Origin of the sequence: Kitasatospora sp. NPDC018058 (genome assembly GCF_044327205.1) — a bacterium.
Taxonomy (GTDB): Bacteria; Actinomycetota; Actinomycetes; order Streptomycetales; family Streptomycetaceae; genus Kitasatospora.
The window spans coordinates 120,741-134,864 of sequence record NZ_JBIRFA010000024.1; the positions used below are offsets into that span (position 1 = coordinate 120,741).

A 14,124-nucleotide genomic window follows, 5' to 3' on the forward strand; every position below is an offset into this window, starting at 1 on the left:
AAGCCGTGAGTTCCAAGCCGTGAGTTCCGAGCCGTGAGGAGAGAGACCACCCGCCATGCCACTGCACGAACCGTCGCCGTACGAGGTCCTGGGCATCCCGCTCACGGCCGGGGTACGCGAGATCAACCTCTCGGTCGGGAAGGCGCTGAAGGAGGGCCGGTTCACCCGCCAGCAGATCCAGGACGCCGCCGCGCTGCTGCGCAACCCGGACCGCCGGCTGGAGGTGGACCTCCAGCAGCCGTTTCCGCCCGAGCCGGTCGACCGGGCCGCCGAGTTGCTCGCACCCGCGCTCGTCGAACCGCTGCTGGTGATCGAGCGCCCGCCGCTGCCGCCCGCCCCCGCCCTGCTGGCCCTGCACCGCGCCGAGTTGGCCGCCGACTTCGCCGAGCCCGCACCCGCCGGGGTCGACCCCGAGCCGCCCGTACCCGCCCGCTACGCGGCCGACCTGTCCGTGCTGCCGCAGATCGAGGTTCCGGAGTGACCGACACACCGACCGCATCCCTGTACGACGGCCACCAGCGGCTGGAGGTCCCGCCCGGTGTCGAGTCCGTCGACCTCGATGCCAAGTTCAGCCAACTGCTGTTCCGCGCTTCGCTGTTGGGCAGCAAGCTAGCGGAGCAGAAGCAGGCCGCCCGGGCCGAGCAGCGCGAACTGCTGGGCGTCCTGGTCGAGGTGGACGACGCGCTCGCCGCCCTCGGCCTGGACCGCGAGCTGGTGGCGCTCGGGCGCGGCGCGGGCATCGAGGCCACCCGCCGACGGCTGCTCGGCCGGCTCGCCAAGGCCGGGGTGCGGCCGATGCGGCTGGAGGGGCTGGCGGCGGACCCGGCGCTGACCGAGATCGTCGGCATCGAGGTGCGGCCGGGGGTGGCGCCGGAGACGGTGGTGCAGACGGTGGTGACCGGGTTCTTCTGGGACCAGGAGGTGTTGCGGCGGGCCCAAGTGGTGGTCGCCGCACCGGAGTCGGCGCTGGCGCCGGTCGAGGATCCCCGGATCGCGGAGCTCAGGCCCGAGGGGCCCGAGCCCGAGGGGCCGGAGACCGTCGAGCCGTCGGCCGTAGCGGCGGACGCCGTTGAACCGTCGGCCCTCGGACCGGATTCCGTCGAACCGGTGACCGTCGACCCGGATGCCGTCGAAGCCCAGGCCAGGCCGGTCCCGCCCCGGGTCCGTCGGCACGCCAGGACCGCGGGCAAGCCGGGCAAGCGCGGCAAGCGCAAGAAGTAGCCAGGACCACGAGGGGCAAGAGGGGAACGACATGTACCGCACACTCGGCATCGACCTGGGCACCACCAACTCCGTGGTGGCCCACCTGCGCCGGGGCGAGCCGGAGATCATCTTCAACCGGCAGAACCAGGAGGCCACGCCCTCCGTGGTCGGCAGCGGCCGCAAGGGCGAGCTGCTGGTGGGCTCCACCGCGCGCAGCCGGATCGCCATCGACGGCGCCAACGTGATCCGCTCGGTCAAGCGCTTCATGGGCCGCAAGTTCAAGGACCCGCAGGTGCAGGCGGCCCTCAAGGAGGTCGACTACAAGGTCACCGCGGGTACCGACGGCGACGTCAACGTCTGGTTCAACGGCCGCTCCTACACCCCGATCGAGATCTCCGCGATCATCCTGCACCGGCTGAAGGAGGACGCCGAGCAGCGCCTTGGCGAGCCGCTCCACCGGGCCGTCATCACCGTCCCCGCGTACTTCGGCGAGCGGCAGGTCGCGGCCACCCAGGAGGCGGGCCGGATGGCCGGCCTGCACGTGCTGCGGATCATCAACGAGCCGACCGCCGCCTCACTCGCGTACGGGCACTCCACCGACGCCGGCGACGAGGGCCGGACGGTCCTGGTCTACGACCTCGGCGGCGGCACCTTCGACATCTCCATCCTGCTGCTGGTGCCCGGCTCGGTCTCGGTGCTCGGTATCGAGGGCGACAACCTGCTCGGCGGCGACGACTTCGACCGCGCGATCACCACCTCGCTGCTGGAGGACATCCGCGAGGAGTACGGCTCGGACTACCAGCCCGACCTGCGCGACCGCCCGAAGATCGCCTCCACGGCCGAGGCCGTCAAGATCGAGCTGTCCAACCAGGAGTCCTCCGAGGTCATCCTGCCGGGCCTGGGCGCCGGACAGCTGGTGCTGGAGACGGAGTTCGAGCGCGCCCGCTTCGAGGAGCTGATCGAGGCCCAGATCGAGCGGACCATCGAGCTGACCCACAAGGCCATCATGCAGGCCAACCTGACCGTCGGGGACATCGACGAGGTGGTGCTGGTCGGCGGCTCGACCTCGATCCCGCTGGTCGTCCGGCGGCTCGGCGAGGTGTTCGGCACCCGCCGGATCAAGCGCGGAGTCAACCCGATGCAGTGCGTGGCGCTCGGCGCGGCCGTGCAGTCCGCCCTGGTCGGCGAGGTGGAGTGCCCCGAGTGCCGGGCCCCCGGCGACCTGTCCGCCTCCAACTGCGCCAACTGCGCCACCTCCCTGCTCGGCGGTGACCGGGTCTCCTGCCCGACCTGCCACATCCCGGTGGACACCGAGGCCGCCGCCTGCCCCAAGTGTGGCCAGGACATGGCCGGTTCGGCCGCCTCCGGGTCGACCATCCCGAAGCAGTCGCAGGCCGCCACCGTGGTGCGCAGCGACAACTGCCCGCGCTGTGGGACCCCTTCGGCGCCCGGTGTGACCGCCTGCGAGCTGTGCGGCGAGCCGCTCAACTCGGCCGCGCCCGGCCAGACCAGGGTGGCCTCCACCGCTGCCGAGGACGTCGGCCTGCGCTGCGCCTCCTGCAGCACGGTCAACCCGCCCGGCAGCGAAGTCTGCACCAGTTGCGGCGAGTTGATGCAGGTCACCAACCCCTTCGACATCACCCCGAAGAACCTCGGCATCGAGCTCAACGACGGCCGCCTCGCCGTCATCATCCCCAAGAACACCAGCTACCCGACCAGTTCGCCGGTCAGCCGGGAGTTCGTGGTCTCCGGCAGCGGCCGCCAGCGGTTGGAGGTCGCGGTCTACGAGGGCGAGCACGAGATCGCCCAGCAGAACGAGCTGATCGGCCACCTCACCCTGCGGCTGCCCGAGGGGCTCGGCGGCCGTACCCCGGTGGAGGTCTCCTTCGGCCTGGACCGGGACCGCACCATCACCCTGTCGGTGCGGATCCAGGGCGGCGGCGAGAAGACCGTGAAGCTGGAGCGGGTCACCCTGGACCCCGAGCTGAAGGTGCAGGTCGAGGAGCAGCAGCGGCAGATCGAGACCTTCACCGACCGCTGGGGCGGCGAGCTCACCGAGGCCGAGAGGCGCGAGGCGCAGCGACTGATGGACACCCTGGACGACCTGGCAGCCGGGCAGACCCGCGGCCAGTCGGTGGACGAGGCGCTGGAACGGGCACAGCGCCAGCTCAAGGCCCAGCGCTGGGTGCGCGGCTCGGAGGCGTACCTGAGCCTGTTCATCCACTACTGCGAGAAGCACCTGGACCCGAGCGACCTGGACCGGCTGCGCTCGGTGGCCGCCGAGCTGCGGCTGCGCCGGGAGGCCGCCGACTGGGAGGGCGCGATGCGCGCGGCCCAGAAGGCGGACGACCTGTGCGACTCGCTCGGGCACACCTTCCGGATGCTCACCATGTGCAACGTCTACGTCAACCAGAACATGGTCTCGCCGGCGCTGGCGCAGCGGATCATGGCGGAGCTGCGCGGGCTGGACGAGGCGGTGGAGGCGCCCAACATGGAGGCGGTCAACACCCACATGTCGAACCTGCTGGCGCTGTACGCGCAGGCGGAGCGGGAACTCGGCAGCGAGCCGGCCGCCGAGTCGCTCGGCCCGGTCCGCCCGGAGGAGGCCGGTCCGCGATGAGCACCGTGAGCCTTCCCGAGGTCCTGTGCCCGCTCTGCAGGGTCCCGGCGGACCGGCAGTCGCTGGGCTGCCCGTCCTGTCGGGAGGACCTGGGCGTGCTGTTCCGGCTGCGTTACGCCGGTCGGATCGATTACAACCGGGCGCTGGAGGCGCTGGCGGCCGGGGACGCGGCGCTCGGGCTCGGGCTGCTGCACCGCGCCCTGGAGGCCGAGCCCGGGCTGGAACCGGCCCGGGAACTGATGGAATCACTGGGCGTGGTCGGCTCTCCGGGCGCCGTCCTCCCGCAGAGGGAGGGCGACACGCCCTAGGACGTAGCAATCCCGATATTTCGGGCCCTGGGTCGCGTGAGATCGGACAGAGTGTGATCGTCACACGGTTTTTCGCCGCCCTCACAAGGAGTGACGCAATGCGTATTCGCACCACCCTCGCCGCCACCGCGCTCGCCGCTGTCGCCGTCCTGGCCGGTGCCGGCACCGCCGCCGCCGGCGGCGCCCCCGGCGCGACCGCGACCGGTATCGCCACCAATTCGCCCGGTTTCCTCTCCGGCAACCTGACCCAGATCCCGATCAACTTCGAGAACAACATCTGCGGCAACGCGATCGCCTTCCTGGGCGGGGCCGCTGCCCAGGGGGGGAACACCGTCTGCATCATCGGGTGACAGCAGCGCCGGGGCCGTCCGTCGGAGCCGACGGGCGGCCCCAGCACCGTGTCCGCACCCCCGTTCGGGGGTGGCGGTGCCGGCCCGGGACCGGCGACCATGGTCCCCGTCCCGCACCGCCGCACCCTGGAGCCAGCCCGTGCCGACCACGCCCGCCCAGCGCAGCTACGCCTCCGGCACCTCGGACGTCCCGCTGCTCGGCGACACCATCGGGGAGAACCTCGACCGCGCGGTACGCGCCTTCCCCGGGCGCGACGCCCTGGTCGACCGCCCCACCGCCCGCCGCTGGACGTACGCCCAACTCGGCGCCGACGTCGACGCGCTGGCGCTCGGCCTGCTGGAGCTCGGGATCGCCAAGGGCGACCGGGTCGGCATCTGGGCCCCCAACTGCGCCGAGTGGACGCTCACCCAGTACGCCACCGCCAAGCTCGGCGCGATCCTGGTCACCGTCAACCCGGCCTACCGCTCGCACGAGTTGGAGTACGTGCTGAACCAGGCCGGGATCCGGCTGCTGGTCGCGGCCGAGCGCTTCAAGACCTCGGACTACGCCGCGATGATCGAGGAAGTCCGGCCGAACTGCCACGACCTGGAGCGGGTGGTGCTGCTCGGCAGCCCCGCCTGGGACGCGCTGCTGGCGGCCGGCCGGGAGGCCGACCCGGATCTACTCGTCGAGCGTCAGGGCGAGTTGACCCCCGACGACCCGATCAACATCCAGTACACCTCGGGCACCACGGGCTTCCCCAAGGGCGCGACCCTCTCCCACCACAACATCCTCAACAACGGCTACTTCGTCGGCGAGCTGCTCAACTACACCGAGCAGGACCGGATCTGCATCCCGGTGCCCTTCTACCACTGCTTCGGCATGGTGATGGGCAACCTCGCCGCCACCTCCCACGGCGCCTGCATGGTCATCCCGGCCCCCTCCTTCGAGCCCGGCGCCACCCTGGCCGCCGTCGCCGCCGAGCGCTGCACCTCCCTGTACGGCGTGCCGACCATGTTCATTGCCGAACTCGCCGACCCGGACTTCGCCCGCTACGACCTCAGCGGCCTGCGCACCGGCATCATGGCCGGATCGCCCTGCCCGACCGAGGTGATGAAGGAGGTCATCGACCGGATGGGCATGGCCGAGGTCTCCATCTGCTACGGCATGACGGAAACCTCGCCGGTCTCCACCCAGACCCGCACCGACGACTCGGTCGAGCGCCGGGTCTCCACGGTCGGCCGGGTCGGCCCGCACCTGGAGGTCAAGGTGGTCGACCCGGCCACCGGCCGTACCGTCCCGCGCGGCGAGCCCGGCGAACTGTGCACCCGTGGCTACTCCGTCATGCTCGGCTACTGGAACGAGCCCGAGCGCACCGCCGAGGCCGTCGACGCGGCCCGCTGGATGCACACCGGCGACCTCGCCGTGATGGACCGGGACGGCTACCTGGCGATCACCGGGCGGATCAAGGACATGGTGATCCGCGGCGGGGAGAACCTCTACCCGCGCGAGATCGAGGAGTTCCTCTACGCCCACCCGGACATCCTCGACGTCCAGGTGATCGGCGTCCCCGACGCCAAGTACGGAGAGGAGCTGATGGCCTGGATCCGGATGCGGGACGGCGCCGAGCCGCTCACCGCCGAGGCCGTGCGGGACTACTGCACCGGACGGCTCGCCCACGTCAAGATCCCGCGCTACGTGCACGTGGTCGACGAGTTCCCGATGACCGTCACCGGCAAGATCCGCAAGGTCGAGATGCGCGAGACGGCCGTTCGCCTCCTCGGCCTCTGACACCCGCAGTGCCCGAACGGCCACGGCATGAAGCCGGCGATCCGGAACGCGGCGATGCCGAACGGGATCATGTCCGGACGCTCAGCATCGCGCACTTTCTCCACTCCGCTTCCGGCTGACGCTGACGCGACCCTGAGCAGCGGAAAACTGACGGCCGGCGGGGTGGGGAGCCTCGCCGGCCGTCGGTGGTGCCGGGGGTCTATCGGGCGCCCCACTCCTGGTCGGTGGGGACGATCTCGCGGCCGAGGGGCGTCAGCGAGACCGGGATCATCTTGAGGTTGGCCCAGCCGAAGGGGATCCCGATGATCGATAGGAACAGCGGGATGCTGGTGATCAGGTGCCCGAGCGCCAGCCACCACCCCGCGAAGACCAGCCAGATGACGTTGCCGACGCACGACGCCGCCCCGGCGTCGGGCCGCTCCACCGCCGTCCGTCCGAACGGCCACAGGATGAAGCCCGCGAGGCGGAACGACGCAATACCAAATGGGATGGTAATTACAAGCAGGCAACAGATAATTCCGGCGACAGCATAGGCCAGCGCCATCCAAATTCCACAGAAAAGCAGCCAGATGATATTTAGAATGAATTTCACTGCACTCATGCCCGGTACCTTCTCACGGCTGATGGCGTTGCACTACGACCGTTGCCATGCCCGCTGCCGAGTGTGTCTACGCCCTAAGGCTTGTCTGACAAATAATCATCTGGCAGCTTCGCGGAGCCAGAGGATCGGTGAGGCCGGGACCGGCCTCACGGCGCGGGCCTGATCACGGCGGCCGCGCCGCCGCCGCGCTGCACGGGTGCTGCAGCGGCCACCCAGCGGCCACCCAGCGGCCATCCAGCAGCCGTTCGACTCCGGTGGCGGCGCCGATCTCGCCACCATCGGCGAACCTGTGCCCGAGGATCTCCAGGGCGAGTCCGCTTCGGCAGCGCCAGGAAGCCGGACTCGGCCTGGGCGGTGGCGGTGTTGCGCTGGGTGGCGCGCGGCGCGGCGATGGCCTGCACCAGGCTCAGGCCGCGGTCGAGGCGGCCGAGCAGCACCTGGAAGGTGGTGGTGATGGTCGCGCCGCCGGGGCTGCCAGTGGCGAGCAGCGGCTCGCCGTCGCGCAGCACGATGGTGGGCGACATCGAGGAGCGCGGACGCTTGCCGGGCCCGGGCAGGTTGGGGTCGGGGACACTGGGCTGGCGGAGCCGCCACAGTTACGCCCGCACTTCGGAACGCTGCTCGCCCACTCTGTCGGCTCTGCCGGGCCCGTGATGCCGTCGAGGATGGTCGCAGTTGAGGTAGTGACAGCTGGGTAGACGTCAAGGAGGTTTGGTGGCCGCGCTGGTGATGGCCGACGAGGCTGTGGACGCGGGCGAGGTTGTCGATCGGCTCGGGCCCGCAAATGGCGCTCATCGCCGGGAGGGGCTCACGGGTGCAGGGCCACTCTTGCGGGGCCGACGTACGGCGCACAACCAGGCGGGGCGTGGCGTAGCAATCCCCGCGCGCGTCTGACAGAAGCTTCGCGGCTAAGACCAGGGGCACCACGAACCCACCGATCAGCCACCGTCGAGCGGCAACCACCGACACGGCAGCACCCCGGGCTGGCCCCTGCGGCAAGGTCCCCGGCCTCGCGTTCCTCGTCGTCGAGTTCGTCGTACTCGCTGTGGAGGAGCCAGCAGCCGTGGATGCCGGCGAGGAGGTCTTCGAGGAGCTCGCGGGCCGGGCGCTTGGGGTCGAGCGGGGTCAGGCGCAGGGCGACTTCCTCGATGTCCGGCTCGTCATCACCCGGGTACTCGGCGAGGGTCTCCTCGAAGTCGTCGAGTTGCTCGCGCAGCGCGGTGGGGTCGGGCAGGACGCCATCGGCCACGTGCATGGCGTGGCGGACGAGGGTGGTGACGGCCTCGCGCGGGGAGGCGCCGGAGTCCAGGAGTTCCAGGACGAGGGTGGGCGTTTCGTGGGGGAGGGCCTCGATGTCGTCCGCTTCGAGGACGACCGCGGTGGGGTTCTGGCCGGAGGCGTCGGCGGCGACCTCGGTTGCGGCGGCGAGCCAGTGTGCGGCTGCGACCGAAGCGGCGGTGGGGTCGATGTCCGTGAACAGCGTTGGCGGTCCGAAGGGGTCCTGTTCGAGAAGCCGGTCGGCGGCGGCGACCTGGACGGGGGAGGCGTCCTCGCGGCTGAGCAGCACGGCCTGCTGCGCGCGGCCGGTGAGGTCCCCGAGCTTGGCGTTCTCGACGGCGGCGAGTTCGGTTGCGGCCTCGGCGAGCACAGCCTTGGTGAGGTCCGGGTCGTTGAGGGCGTGCAGGGCGCGGCCGACCTGGTGGGCGGACTCGAGCAGAGCGCTGTAGGAGACGATCACCGAGCCGCCTTCCGGCAGGTTCGGTTGGGAAATCGCCTTGGTGACCTCGCTGAAGGCTTGGCGTTCCTGCTCGCGTCGCCAGCCCTCGCTGTTGGGCTCCAGGGAGTCGGCGGCGCTGGCAGGGTGGGTGTAGGTGTGCCAGGCGGCTTCCGAAAGGTGGGTGAGGGCGCGGGCCAGTTGTTGGAGCGCCGCGGTGTCCGTGCCTGCCGGGAGGTCGGCGAGGCGGGTCGCGAGGTCGCTCTGGCCTGTTCCCCAGTTGGCGATCAGCTCGGATCGGGCTGGGTCGACGCAGTAGCGGGTCATGAAGCCACACCTCCCGGGTGTTTTTCGTGCGCCGCCCGGCGCCACCTCATTGTGACGGACCGCCAGTTGTGGTGAGCATGGGTCGCGGTGGCGTGCGCTGCGGAAGCGCCAGGCGCCCTGGCGGTGCGGTCCGCGGCCAAGGGGGAAGGGCTGGTCTGGCGGCCCTTCCCCCTCGGACCGTCACTCGTTGGTGTGAGCGGAGCGGTCCGCGCGTCGTGCCTGGGCCTGGCGTTGACGGAGACGGTCGACAGGGGAGGCCGGGTGGAGGGCTGGGACGCGGTGGGGTTGGCCGTCGGCGTCGATGGCGACGAAGACGAGGTGGGCGGTGGCGGCGCGGGTGACGGGGCCGGTGAGGTTCCAGCGTTCGGCGGTGACGATGACGCTGACGTCCATGGAGGTACGGCCGGTGTGGTCGACCTGGGCTCGGACGGTGAGCAGGTCGCCGGCCCGGACGGGGGCGAGGAAGGTCATCTCCTCGACGGAGACGGTGACGGCGGGCACGCCGGCGTGGCGGCCTGCGGCCGCCGCTGCGGCGTCGTCGATGAGTTTCATGACCACGCCACCGTGGACGGTGCCGTAGAGGTTGGTGTCGTGCTCGCTCATGATGTGGGCGAGGGTGACGGCGGAGTCGGCCGTGCTGCGGGAGAGTTCGGCAGGGGACTGTCCGAAACCCGCGCCTCGCGGGCTTCGCGCCGCCGCGATGATGACCCACCCGTGGAAGAGCCGGGAAACAAAAATGCGCCTGCGTCGGAACCAGCAGGCGCACACAGAGTTCATGGGAACCAAAACTGCAACTTGAATCACTGTGGCAGGCCCAGGCCTGATCCGGGGGAGATGGCCAAGATCTGGAAGCAGGAAAAATTTCGAACCTCGAACGGCTCTGCCACGTCGGACCAGGCGCATACTGACACGGATGACGAATGCAGCTGCGCCCCTGGGTTATGAGCCCAGCGAGCTACCGAGCTGCAGCGTCAGCCGCGCGACGCCAGCGCCACCCGGGTCCGCAACCGCGACGCGGTCGACGGCCGCCCCGGGGACGCGGCGCCCGGGCCCGCTCAGTCGGGTGTGCGGATCCGGTGGGTTCCCTCCTGGCCGAGCCGGATGGCCAGGCGCGGTCCGGCGGGGGTGGGGGTGAGCGTCGCGGCGGCGGGTCTGCCGGCCGGGTCGGTCACTGTGGGCTCCGGCGTGCCGGTGGGGAGGAGCAGGTCGAGGCTCTGTGGGCGGGTGCTGTGCACGGTTGCCTCGGTCAGGCGGCCGTGGTCCCATCGGAGGTCGACGGTGAGCCCGCCGCGCGCGCGTAGCCCCTGGACCCGGCCGGCGGGCCAGGCCTCGGGCAGGGCGGGGAGCAGGCGCAGCACGCCGTTGTGGCTCTGCAGCAGCATCTCGGTGATGGCGGCGGTGGCGCCGAAGTTGCCGTCAATCTGGAAGAGGGCCGGCGGGTGCAGGCCGAGGAGGTTGGGGGCGGAGTAGTCGGTCAGCAGGCCGCGCACGCCGCGGTGGGCGAGGTCGGCGTCGCCGAGGCGGGCGGCGAGTGCGGTCACCCAGGCCAGGCTCCAGCCGGTGGATCCGCCGCCGTGGTCGAGGCGGCGGGCCAGGGCGAGCCGTGCGGACTCGGCGGCCGCCGGGTCGGTGAGCGGGTCGATGGCGCTGCCGGGGTACAGGCCGTAGAGGTGGGACAGATGGCGGTGGCCGGGGTCCTCCTCGGGGAGGTCCTCCCACCACTCGAGCAGGCGCCCGTCCTCGCCCGTCGGCGGTGGGCGCAGTCGGCCGCGGGCCGCGTCCAACTCCTCGGCCAGGTCGGCATCCACCCCGAGGAGGCGGGCGGCACGGGCGGTGGCGGTGAACAGCTCGGCGGTCAGCCAGTGGTCCATGGTGGCCGCCGCGGAGACGGCGGCGAGAGTGCCGTCGGGCAGCCGGAAGCGGTGCTCGGGGGAGGTGGACGGGCAGGTGACCAGCCGGCCGTCCCTGTCCTCGGTGAGGAAGCCCAGCAGGAAGCGCGCGGCGCCGCGCATCAGCGGGTACGCGCGTTCGGCCAGGAAGTCGCGGTCCCCGGTGAAGAGGTGGTGCTCCCACAGGTGCGCGCACAGCCAGGCGCCGGCCATCGGCCAGTTCGCCCAGGAGGGCGAGCCGGAGACGGGGTTGGCGCAGCGCCACAGGTCCACGTTGTGGTGGACGGTCCAGCCGCCGGTGCCGTAGTAGGCGTCGGCGGTCCGGGCGCCGGTCCGGGCCAGGTCGGCGATCAGGTCGAAGAGCGGTTCGTGGCAGGGCGAGAGTCCGGTGGTCTCGGCGTGCCAGTAGTTCATCTGCAGGTTGATGTTGGTGGTCCAGTTCGAGTTCCAGGGCGGTGCGGTCTCGGTGTTCCAGATCCCCTGCAAGGTGGCCGGCTGGGTTCCCGGGCGTGAGGAAGCGATCAAGAGGTAGCGGCCGTAGGCGAATTGGAGGGCGGCCAGGCCAGGGTCGGCGCTACCGGCCCGTACGGCGGCGAGCCGTTCGTCGGTGGGCAGCTCGCTCGGTGGGCCGTCGCCGAGCCGTAGCGTCGTGGTGCGGAAGAGCCGCCGGTGGTCGGCGAGGTGATCGGCGATCAGCTGCTCGTAGGGCTGGGTGCGGGCCCGGTCCAGGCGCTTTCCGAGGCGCTCGACCGGCCCGTCGTCGGGGCCGGCGGGAACCTCGGCGGGCCCGCGGTAGCCGGTCTCGACGGCTGCCAGGAGCAGCACCTCGTCGGCGCCGGTCACCCGAACCGCGTCCCGGTCCCGTTCGACGAGGCCGCCGGTGGCGATCACCCGCAGGCCGGCCGCGAAGCCCATGCCCTCGCCGGACCGGTAGCGCACCGGGTCCTCCTCGCCGAACGCCACGTGAGCGGGGGCCCGGCCGGAGACGACCAGTCCGTCCGCGCCCGCGCGGTCGTGGCGGGGGTCGGGGTGCGGTGTGCTGAACCGGGCGGTGAGATCGATCCGCCCGGGTACGGAGGATGTGATCCTGGTGGCGAGGACGTCGGCCGGCGCGGAGACGAAGGACTCGCGCAGTGTCTCCGTGTCGCCGGTCCGGTACGAGACCCGGTGGACCGCCTTGTCGAGGTCCAGTGTGCGCAGGTAGTCGTCCACCGTCCCGTCGCCGAGCTCCAGATGGAGTGTGGCGAGCGGCTGGTAGGCCTGCGAGTACGGTCCCTGCATGCGGGTGGCGACCGCTTCCGCGCGGGCGTAGTCGCGATCGCTCAGGACCGCGGTGCGCAGCGTCGTGAGGTGGTCCGCCGCGCCGCTGCGGTCGCGCGGGCCGGGGCCGCCGGACCACAGGGTGTCGGCGTTGAGGTGGATGGTTTCCGCCGCGCCGGACCGATCGGTGCCGCCGTGGAGCAGCGCGCCGAGGCGCCCGTTGCCCAGGGGCAGGGCCTCCAGGAAGGAGGTGGCCGGCCCGCGGTACCGGAGGAGGTCGGGGCCGGAGACTGAGTCCGTCGACACGTGGATCGCCCTTTCAGGGAGTCGGAGGAGCGCGCCCGGCTGTCACGGCCCATCGGCCGGAGTGTCGCCGACCGGCGCGGTGCTGTCCCGGACGACCAGCTCGGGGCGCAGCAGGTGCATCGAGTTGGTCGGGACCCCCGACTTGGTGAGGGCGCGCAGCAGCAGCTCGACCGCCTCGCGGGCCATTTCCCGCTTGGGGATGGCCACGCTGGTGAGGGCCGGCCGGGCCACGCCCACCTCGGGGTTGTCGTCGTGTCCGACGATCGACAGGTCGTGCGGGACGGAGCGGCCCGCGGCCCGGGCGGCCTCCAGGGCGCCCAGGGCGAGGACGTCGTGCGTGGCGAAGAGCGCGGTGGTCCCCGGGGCGGCCGTCAGCGCCGCCGTCGCCGCCGCGAAGCCGCCCGCAGGGGTGGGCTCGGATGCCAGGTGGACGGCGCCGTCGGGAACGGCGAGGCCGTCGGCGGTGAAGGCACGCCGGAAGCCCGCCACCCGGGGGGCGTGGTCGGGGCTGGCGAGTACGGCGACGCGTTCGTGCCCGAGCGCGCGCAGGTGGCGCCCGGCCAGGAAGCCCGCCCGCTCGTAGTCGATGGTCACGACCGGGAAGCGGTCGGGGGCGTCGGTCTCCCACGCGCACAGGGCCACCGGGAAGGCGGCCTCCGCCAGCAGCGGCAGATGGTCGATCAGGTCCCGGTCCCCGGCGATCAGCAGCGCGTCCACCGAGCGGCTGGTCAGCCCGGCCAGGTGCCGCTTGGCGCGCTCGCCGTCGAGCCGGGTGGTGCAGAGCAGCAGGTGGTAGCCGTTCGCGTCGAGGACGTCCTCGACCTCCTCGACGATGTCGGCGTAGAAGGAGCCCGTCACGGTGGGGACGAACAGGCCCACCGTCCTGGTGGCGCCGGTGGCGAGGGAGCGCGCGACCAGGTTGGGGGTGTACCCCAGGTCCTCGATCGCGGCGCGCACCCGGGCGGCGGTCGCCGGGCTCACGGCTCCCCGACCCCGGATGACGTTGGAGACGGTCTGCTTCGTGACCCCGGCACGCTCGGCCACGTCCTGCATCGTCACCATGGCTGGATCCTTCGAATTTACCGGTCAACTTTCTTCCGGTGAAACGTAGGGCATCGGTGAATGGTCGTCAAGCCGCTCGAAACGGCATCTGCATCAGTGACTTGAGGATCCGTCGTGCGAGCGGCGACCGCGTGCTGCGCGACGGAACGGGATTTCGCAAGGGCTCTTGATTTACCGGTCAACCCGCCCGTATCGTCCCAGCCATCCAGCGCTTCCCCCCGTCCTTCGGGCCCCGGCTGACGACCCGTCCGCACGGGATATCGCGCCTCCGAGAGGAACCACCCATGGGTAGAACGACCATGTCCGCACGTCGCGTCCTCGGCGCGGCCACCGCCGTCGCACTCGCGCTCGGCGTGAGCGCCTGCGGGGGCTCGGGGGGCGGCGGGAAGGCCTCGGGCAGCTTCACCTACTGGTCGATGTGGCGTGCCGACGAGCCGCAGGCCAAGGTTCTGAAGACCGCGATCGACGACTTCACCGCCGCCACCGGCGCCAAGGTGGACGTCACCTGGGCCGGCCGGGACATCGCCAAGAAGATCGGCCCGGCGATCGCGGCGAACCAGGCACCGGACCTGTGGGACGAGTCCGACGACAAGGTCTACGGCACCACCGCCGCGGCAGGTCAGACATCCCATGCCGTAGCGGTGTCAAGCTGTGGCTGGGAGGGTTGCGTGGTGTGACCAGGCGGTGGCCTCGTCGTAGAGGGTGCGGGTCTT

General features: G+C 71.6%; 12 protein-coding genes and 2 pseudogenes. 8 read left to right on the forward strand and 6 right to left on the reverse strand.

Annotated features, from left to right (window positions below):
- The first annotated feature begins 55 nt into the window (after positions 1 to 55).
- The 6 genes from ACH4E7_RS29735 (at position 56) to ACH4E7_RS29760 (ending at position 6,252) form a co-directional block, all read left to right on the forward strand.
- Positions 56 to 481, forward strand: a complete 426-nt coding sequence (locus ACH4E7_RS29735; RefSeq protein ID WP_396252157.1) for a hypothetical protein — start codon at positions 56 to 58, stop codon at positions 479 to 481.
- Positions 478 to 1,221 (forward strand): nucleotide exchange factor GrpE, encoded by a 744-nt coding sequence (locus ACH4E7_RS29740; RefSeq protein ID WP_396252158.1) that lies wholly within the window; start codon positions 478 to 480, stop codon positions 1,219 to 1,221. Before ACH4E7_RS29735 ends, ACH4E7_RS29740 begins: the two co-directional genes overlap by 4 nt.
- 31 nt (positions 1,222 to 1,252) lie before the next feature.
- Positions 1,253 to 3,823 carry an Hsp70 family protein gene (locus ACH4E7_RS29745; protein WP_396252159.1) on the forward strand — a complete coding sequence of 857 codons (2,571 nt, stop codon included), beginning with the start codon at positions 1,253 to 1,255 and terminating at the stop codon, positions 3,821 to 3,823.
- Positions 3,820 to 4,131, forward strand: a complete 312-nt coding sequence (locus ACH4E7_RS29750; RefSeq protein WP_396252161.1) for a hypothetical protein — start codon at positions 3,820 to 3,822, stop codon at positions 4,129 to 4,131. Before ACH4E7_RS29745 ends, ACH4E7_RS29750 begins: the two co-directional genes overlap by 4 nt.
- Positions 4,132 to 4,229: 98 nt before the next feature.
- Positions 4,230 to 4,481 (forward strand): chaplin family protein, encoded by a 252-nt coding sequence (locus tag ACH4E7_RS29755; protein WP_396252163.1) that lies wholly within the window; start codon positions 4,230 to 4,232, stop codon positions 4,479 to 4,481.
- A gap of 139 nt (positions 4,482 to 4,620) precedes the next feature.
- Positions 4,621 to 6,252 carry an AMP-binding protein gene (locus ACH4E7_RS29760; RefSeq protein ID WP_396252164.1) on the forward strand — a complete coding sequence of 544 codons (1,632 nt, stop codon included), beginning with the start codon at positions 4,621 to 4,623 and terminating at the stop codon, positions 6,250 to 6,252.
- Positions 6,253 to 6,451: 199 nt separating this feature from the next.
- On the opposite strand, the gene ACH4E7_RS29765 is transcribed toward ACH4E7_RS29760, so the two are convergent.
- The 4 genes and pseudogenes from ACH4E7_RS29765 to ACH4E7_RS29780 all read right to left on the reverse strand — a co-directional run bounded on the left by ACH4E7_RS29765 (position 6,452) and on the right by ACH4E7_RS29780 (position 9,497).
- Positions 6,452 to 6,853, reverse strand: coding sequence for a YccF domain-containing protein (locus ACH4E7_RS29765; RefSeq protein WP_396252166.1), 402 nt, complete (start codon positions 6,851 to 6,853; stop codon positions 6,452 to 6,454).
- A 146-nt stretch (positions 6,854 to 6,999) separates the two neighbouring features.
- Positions 7,000 to 7,431 (reverse strand): annotated as a pseudogene (locus ACH4E7_RS29770) (gamma-glutamyltransferase); the annotation flags it as partial.
- A 230-nt stretch (positions 7,432 to 7,661) separates the two neighbouring features.
- The gene (locus ACH4E7_RS29775; protein WP_396252167.1) at positions 7,662 to 8,894 is read right to left on the reverse strand and encodes a hypothetical protein; all 1,233 of its coding nucleotides are present in this window, start codon (positions 8,892 to 8,894) and stop codon (positions 7,662 to 7,664) included.
- A 180-nt stretch (positions 8,895 to 9,074) separates the two neighbouring features.
- Positions 9,075 to 9,497, reverse strand: coding sequence for an acyl-CoA thioesterase (locus ACH4E7_RS29780; protein WP_396252169.1), 423 nt, complete (start codon positions 9,495 to 9,497; stop codon positions 9,075 to 9,077).
- 342 nt (positions 9,498 to 9,839) lie between these two features.
- On the opposite strand from ACH4E7_RS29780, the pseudogene ACH4E7_RS29785 reads away from it, so the two are divergent.
- Positions 9,840 to 9,971: pseudogene (locus ACH4E7_RS29785) on the forward strand (30S ribosomal protein S14); the annotation flags it as partial.
- Here the strand turns inward: ACH4E7_RS29785 and ACH4E7_RS29790 are convergent.
- Together ACH4E7_RS29790 and ACH4E7_RS29795 are read right to left on the reverse strand one after the other, a co-directional pair.
- Positions 9,950 to 12,349 (reverse strand): glycosyl hydrolase family 95 catalytic domain-containing protein, encoded by a 2,400-nt coding sequence (locus ACH4E7_RS29790; RefSeq protein WP_396252171.1) that lies wholly within the window; start codon positions 12,347 to 12,349, stop codon positions 9,950 to 9,952. The pseudogene ACH4E7_RS29785 and the gene ACH4E7_RS29790 sit on opposite strands and share 22 nt — an antisense overlap.
- Before the next feature lie 42 nt (positions 12,350 to 12,391).
- Positions 12,392 to 13,411, reverse strand: a complete 1,020-nt coding sequence (locus tag ACH4E7_RS29795; protein ID WP_396252172.1) for a LacI family DNA-binding transcriptional regulator — start codon at positions 13,409 to 13,411, stop codon at positions 12,392 to 12,394.
- Positions 13,412 to 13,695: 284 nt separating this feature from the next.
- Between ACH4E7_RS29795 and ACH4E7_RS29800 the strand changes: the two genes are divergently transcribed.
- On the forward strand, positions 13,696 to 14,088 hold the full coding sequence (locus tag ACH4E7_RS29800; RefSeq protein ID WP_396252173.1) for a hypothetical protein: 393 nt from the start codon (positions 13,696 to 13,698) through the stop codon (positions 14,086 to 14,088).
- The last annotated feature ends 36 nt before the right edge of the window (positions 14,089 to 14,124 follow it).

Bases quoted from the DNA above. Each gene is read 5' to 3' on its own strand.
- ACH4E7_RS29765 (WP_396252166.1), bottom strand. From the start codon at position 6,853: ATGAGTGCAGTGAAATTCATTCTAAATATCATCTGGCTGCTTTTCTGT.
- ACH4E7_RS29750 (WP_396252161.1), top strand. From the start codon at position 3,820: ATGAGCACCGTGAGCCTTCCCGAGGTCCTGTGCCCGCTCTGCAGGGTC.
- ACH4E7_RS29800 (WP_396252173.1), top strand. From the start codon at position 13,696: ATGGGTAGAACGACCATGTCCGCACGTCGCGTCCTCGGCGCGGCCACC.
- ACH4E7_RS29795 (WP_396252172.1), bottom strand. From the start codon at position 13,411: ATGGTGACGATGCAGGACGTGGCCGAGCGTGCCGGGGTCACGAAGCAG.
- ACH4E7_RS29735 (WP_396252157.1), top strand. From the start codon at position 56: ATGCCACTGCACGAACCGTCGCCGTACGAGGTCCTGGGCATCCCGCTC.
- ACH4E7_RS29780 (WP_396252169.1), bottom strand. From the start codon at position 9,497: ATGAGCGAGCACGACACCAACCTCTACGGCACCGTCCACGGTGGCGTG.
- ACH4E7_RS29755 (WP_396252163.1), top strand. From the start codon at position 4,230: ATGCGTATTCGCACCACCCTCGCCGCCACCGCGCTCGCCGCTGTCGCC.
- ACH4E7_RS29745 (WP_396252159.1), top strand. From the start codon at position 1,253: ATGTACCGCACACTCGGCATCGACCTGGGCACCACCAACTCCGTGGTG.
- ACH4E7_RS29775 (WP_396252167.1), bottom strand. From the start codon at position 8,894: ATGACCCGCTACTGCGTCGACCCAGCCCGATCCGAGCTGATCGCCAAC.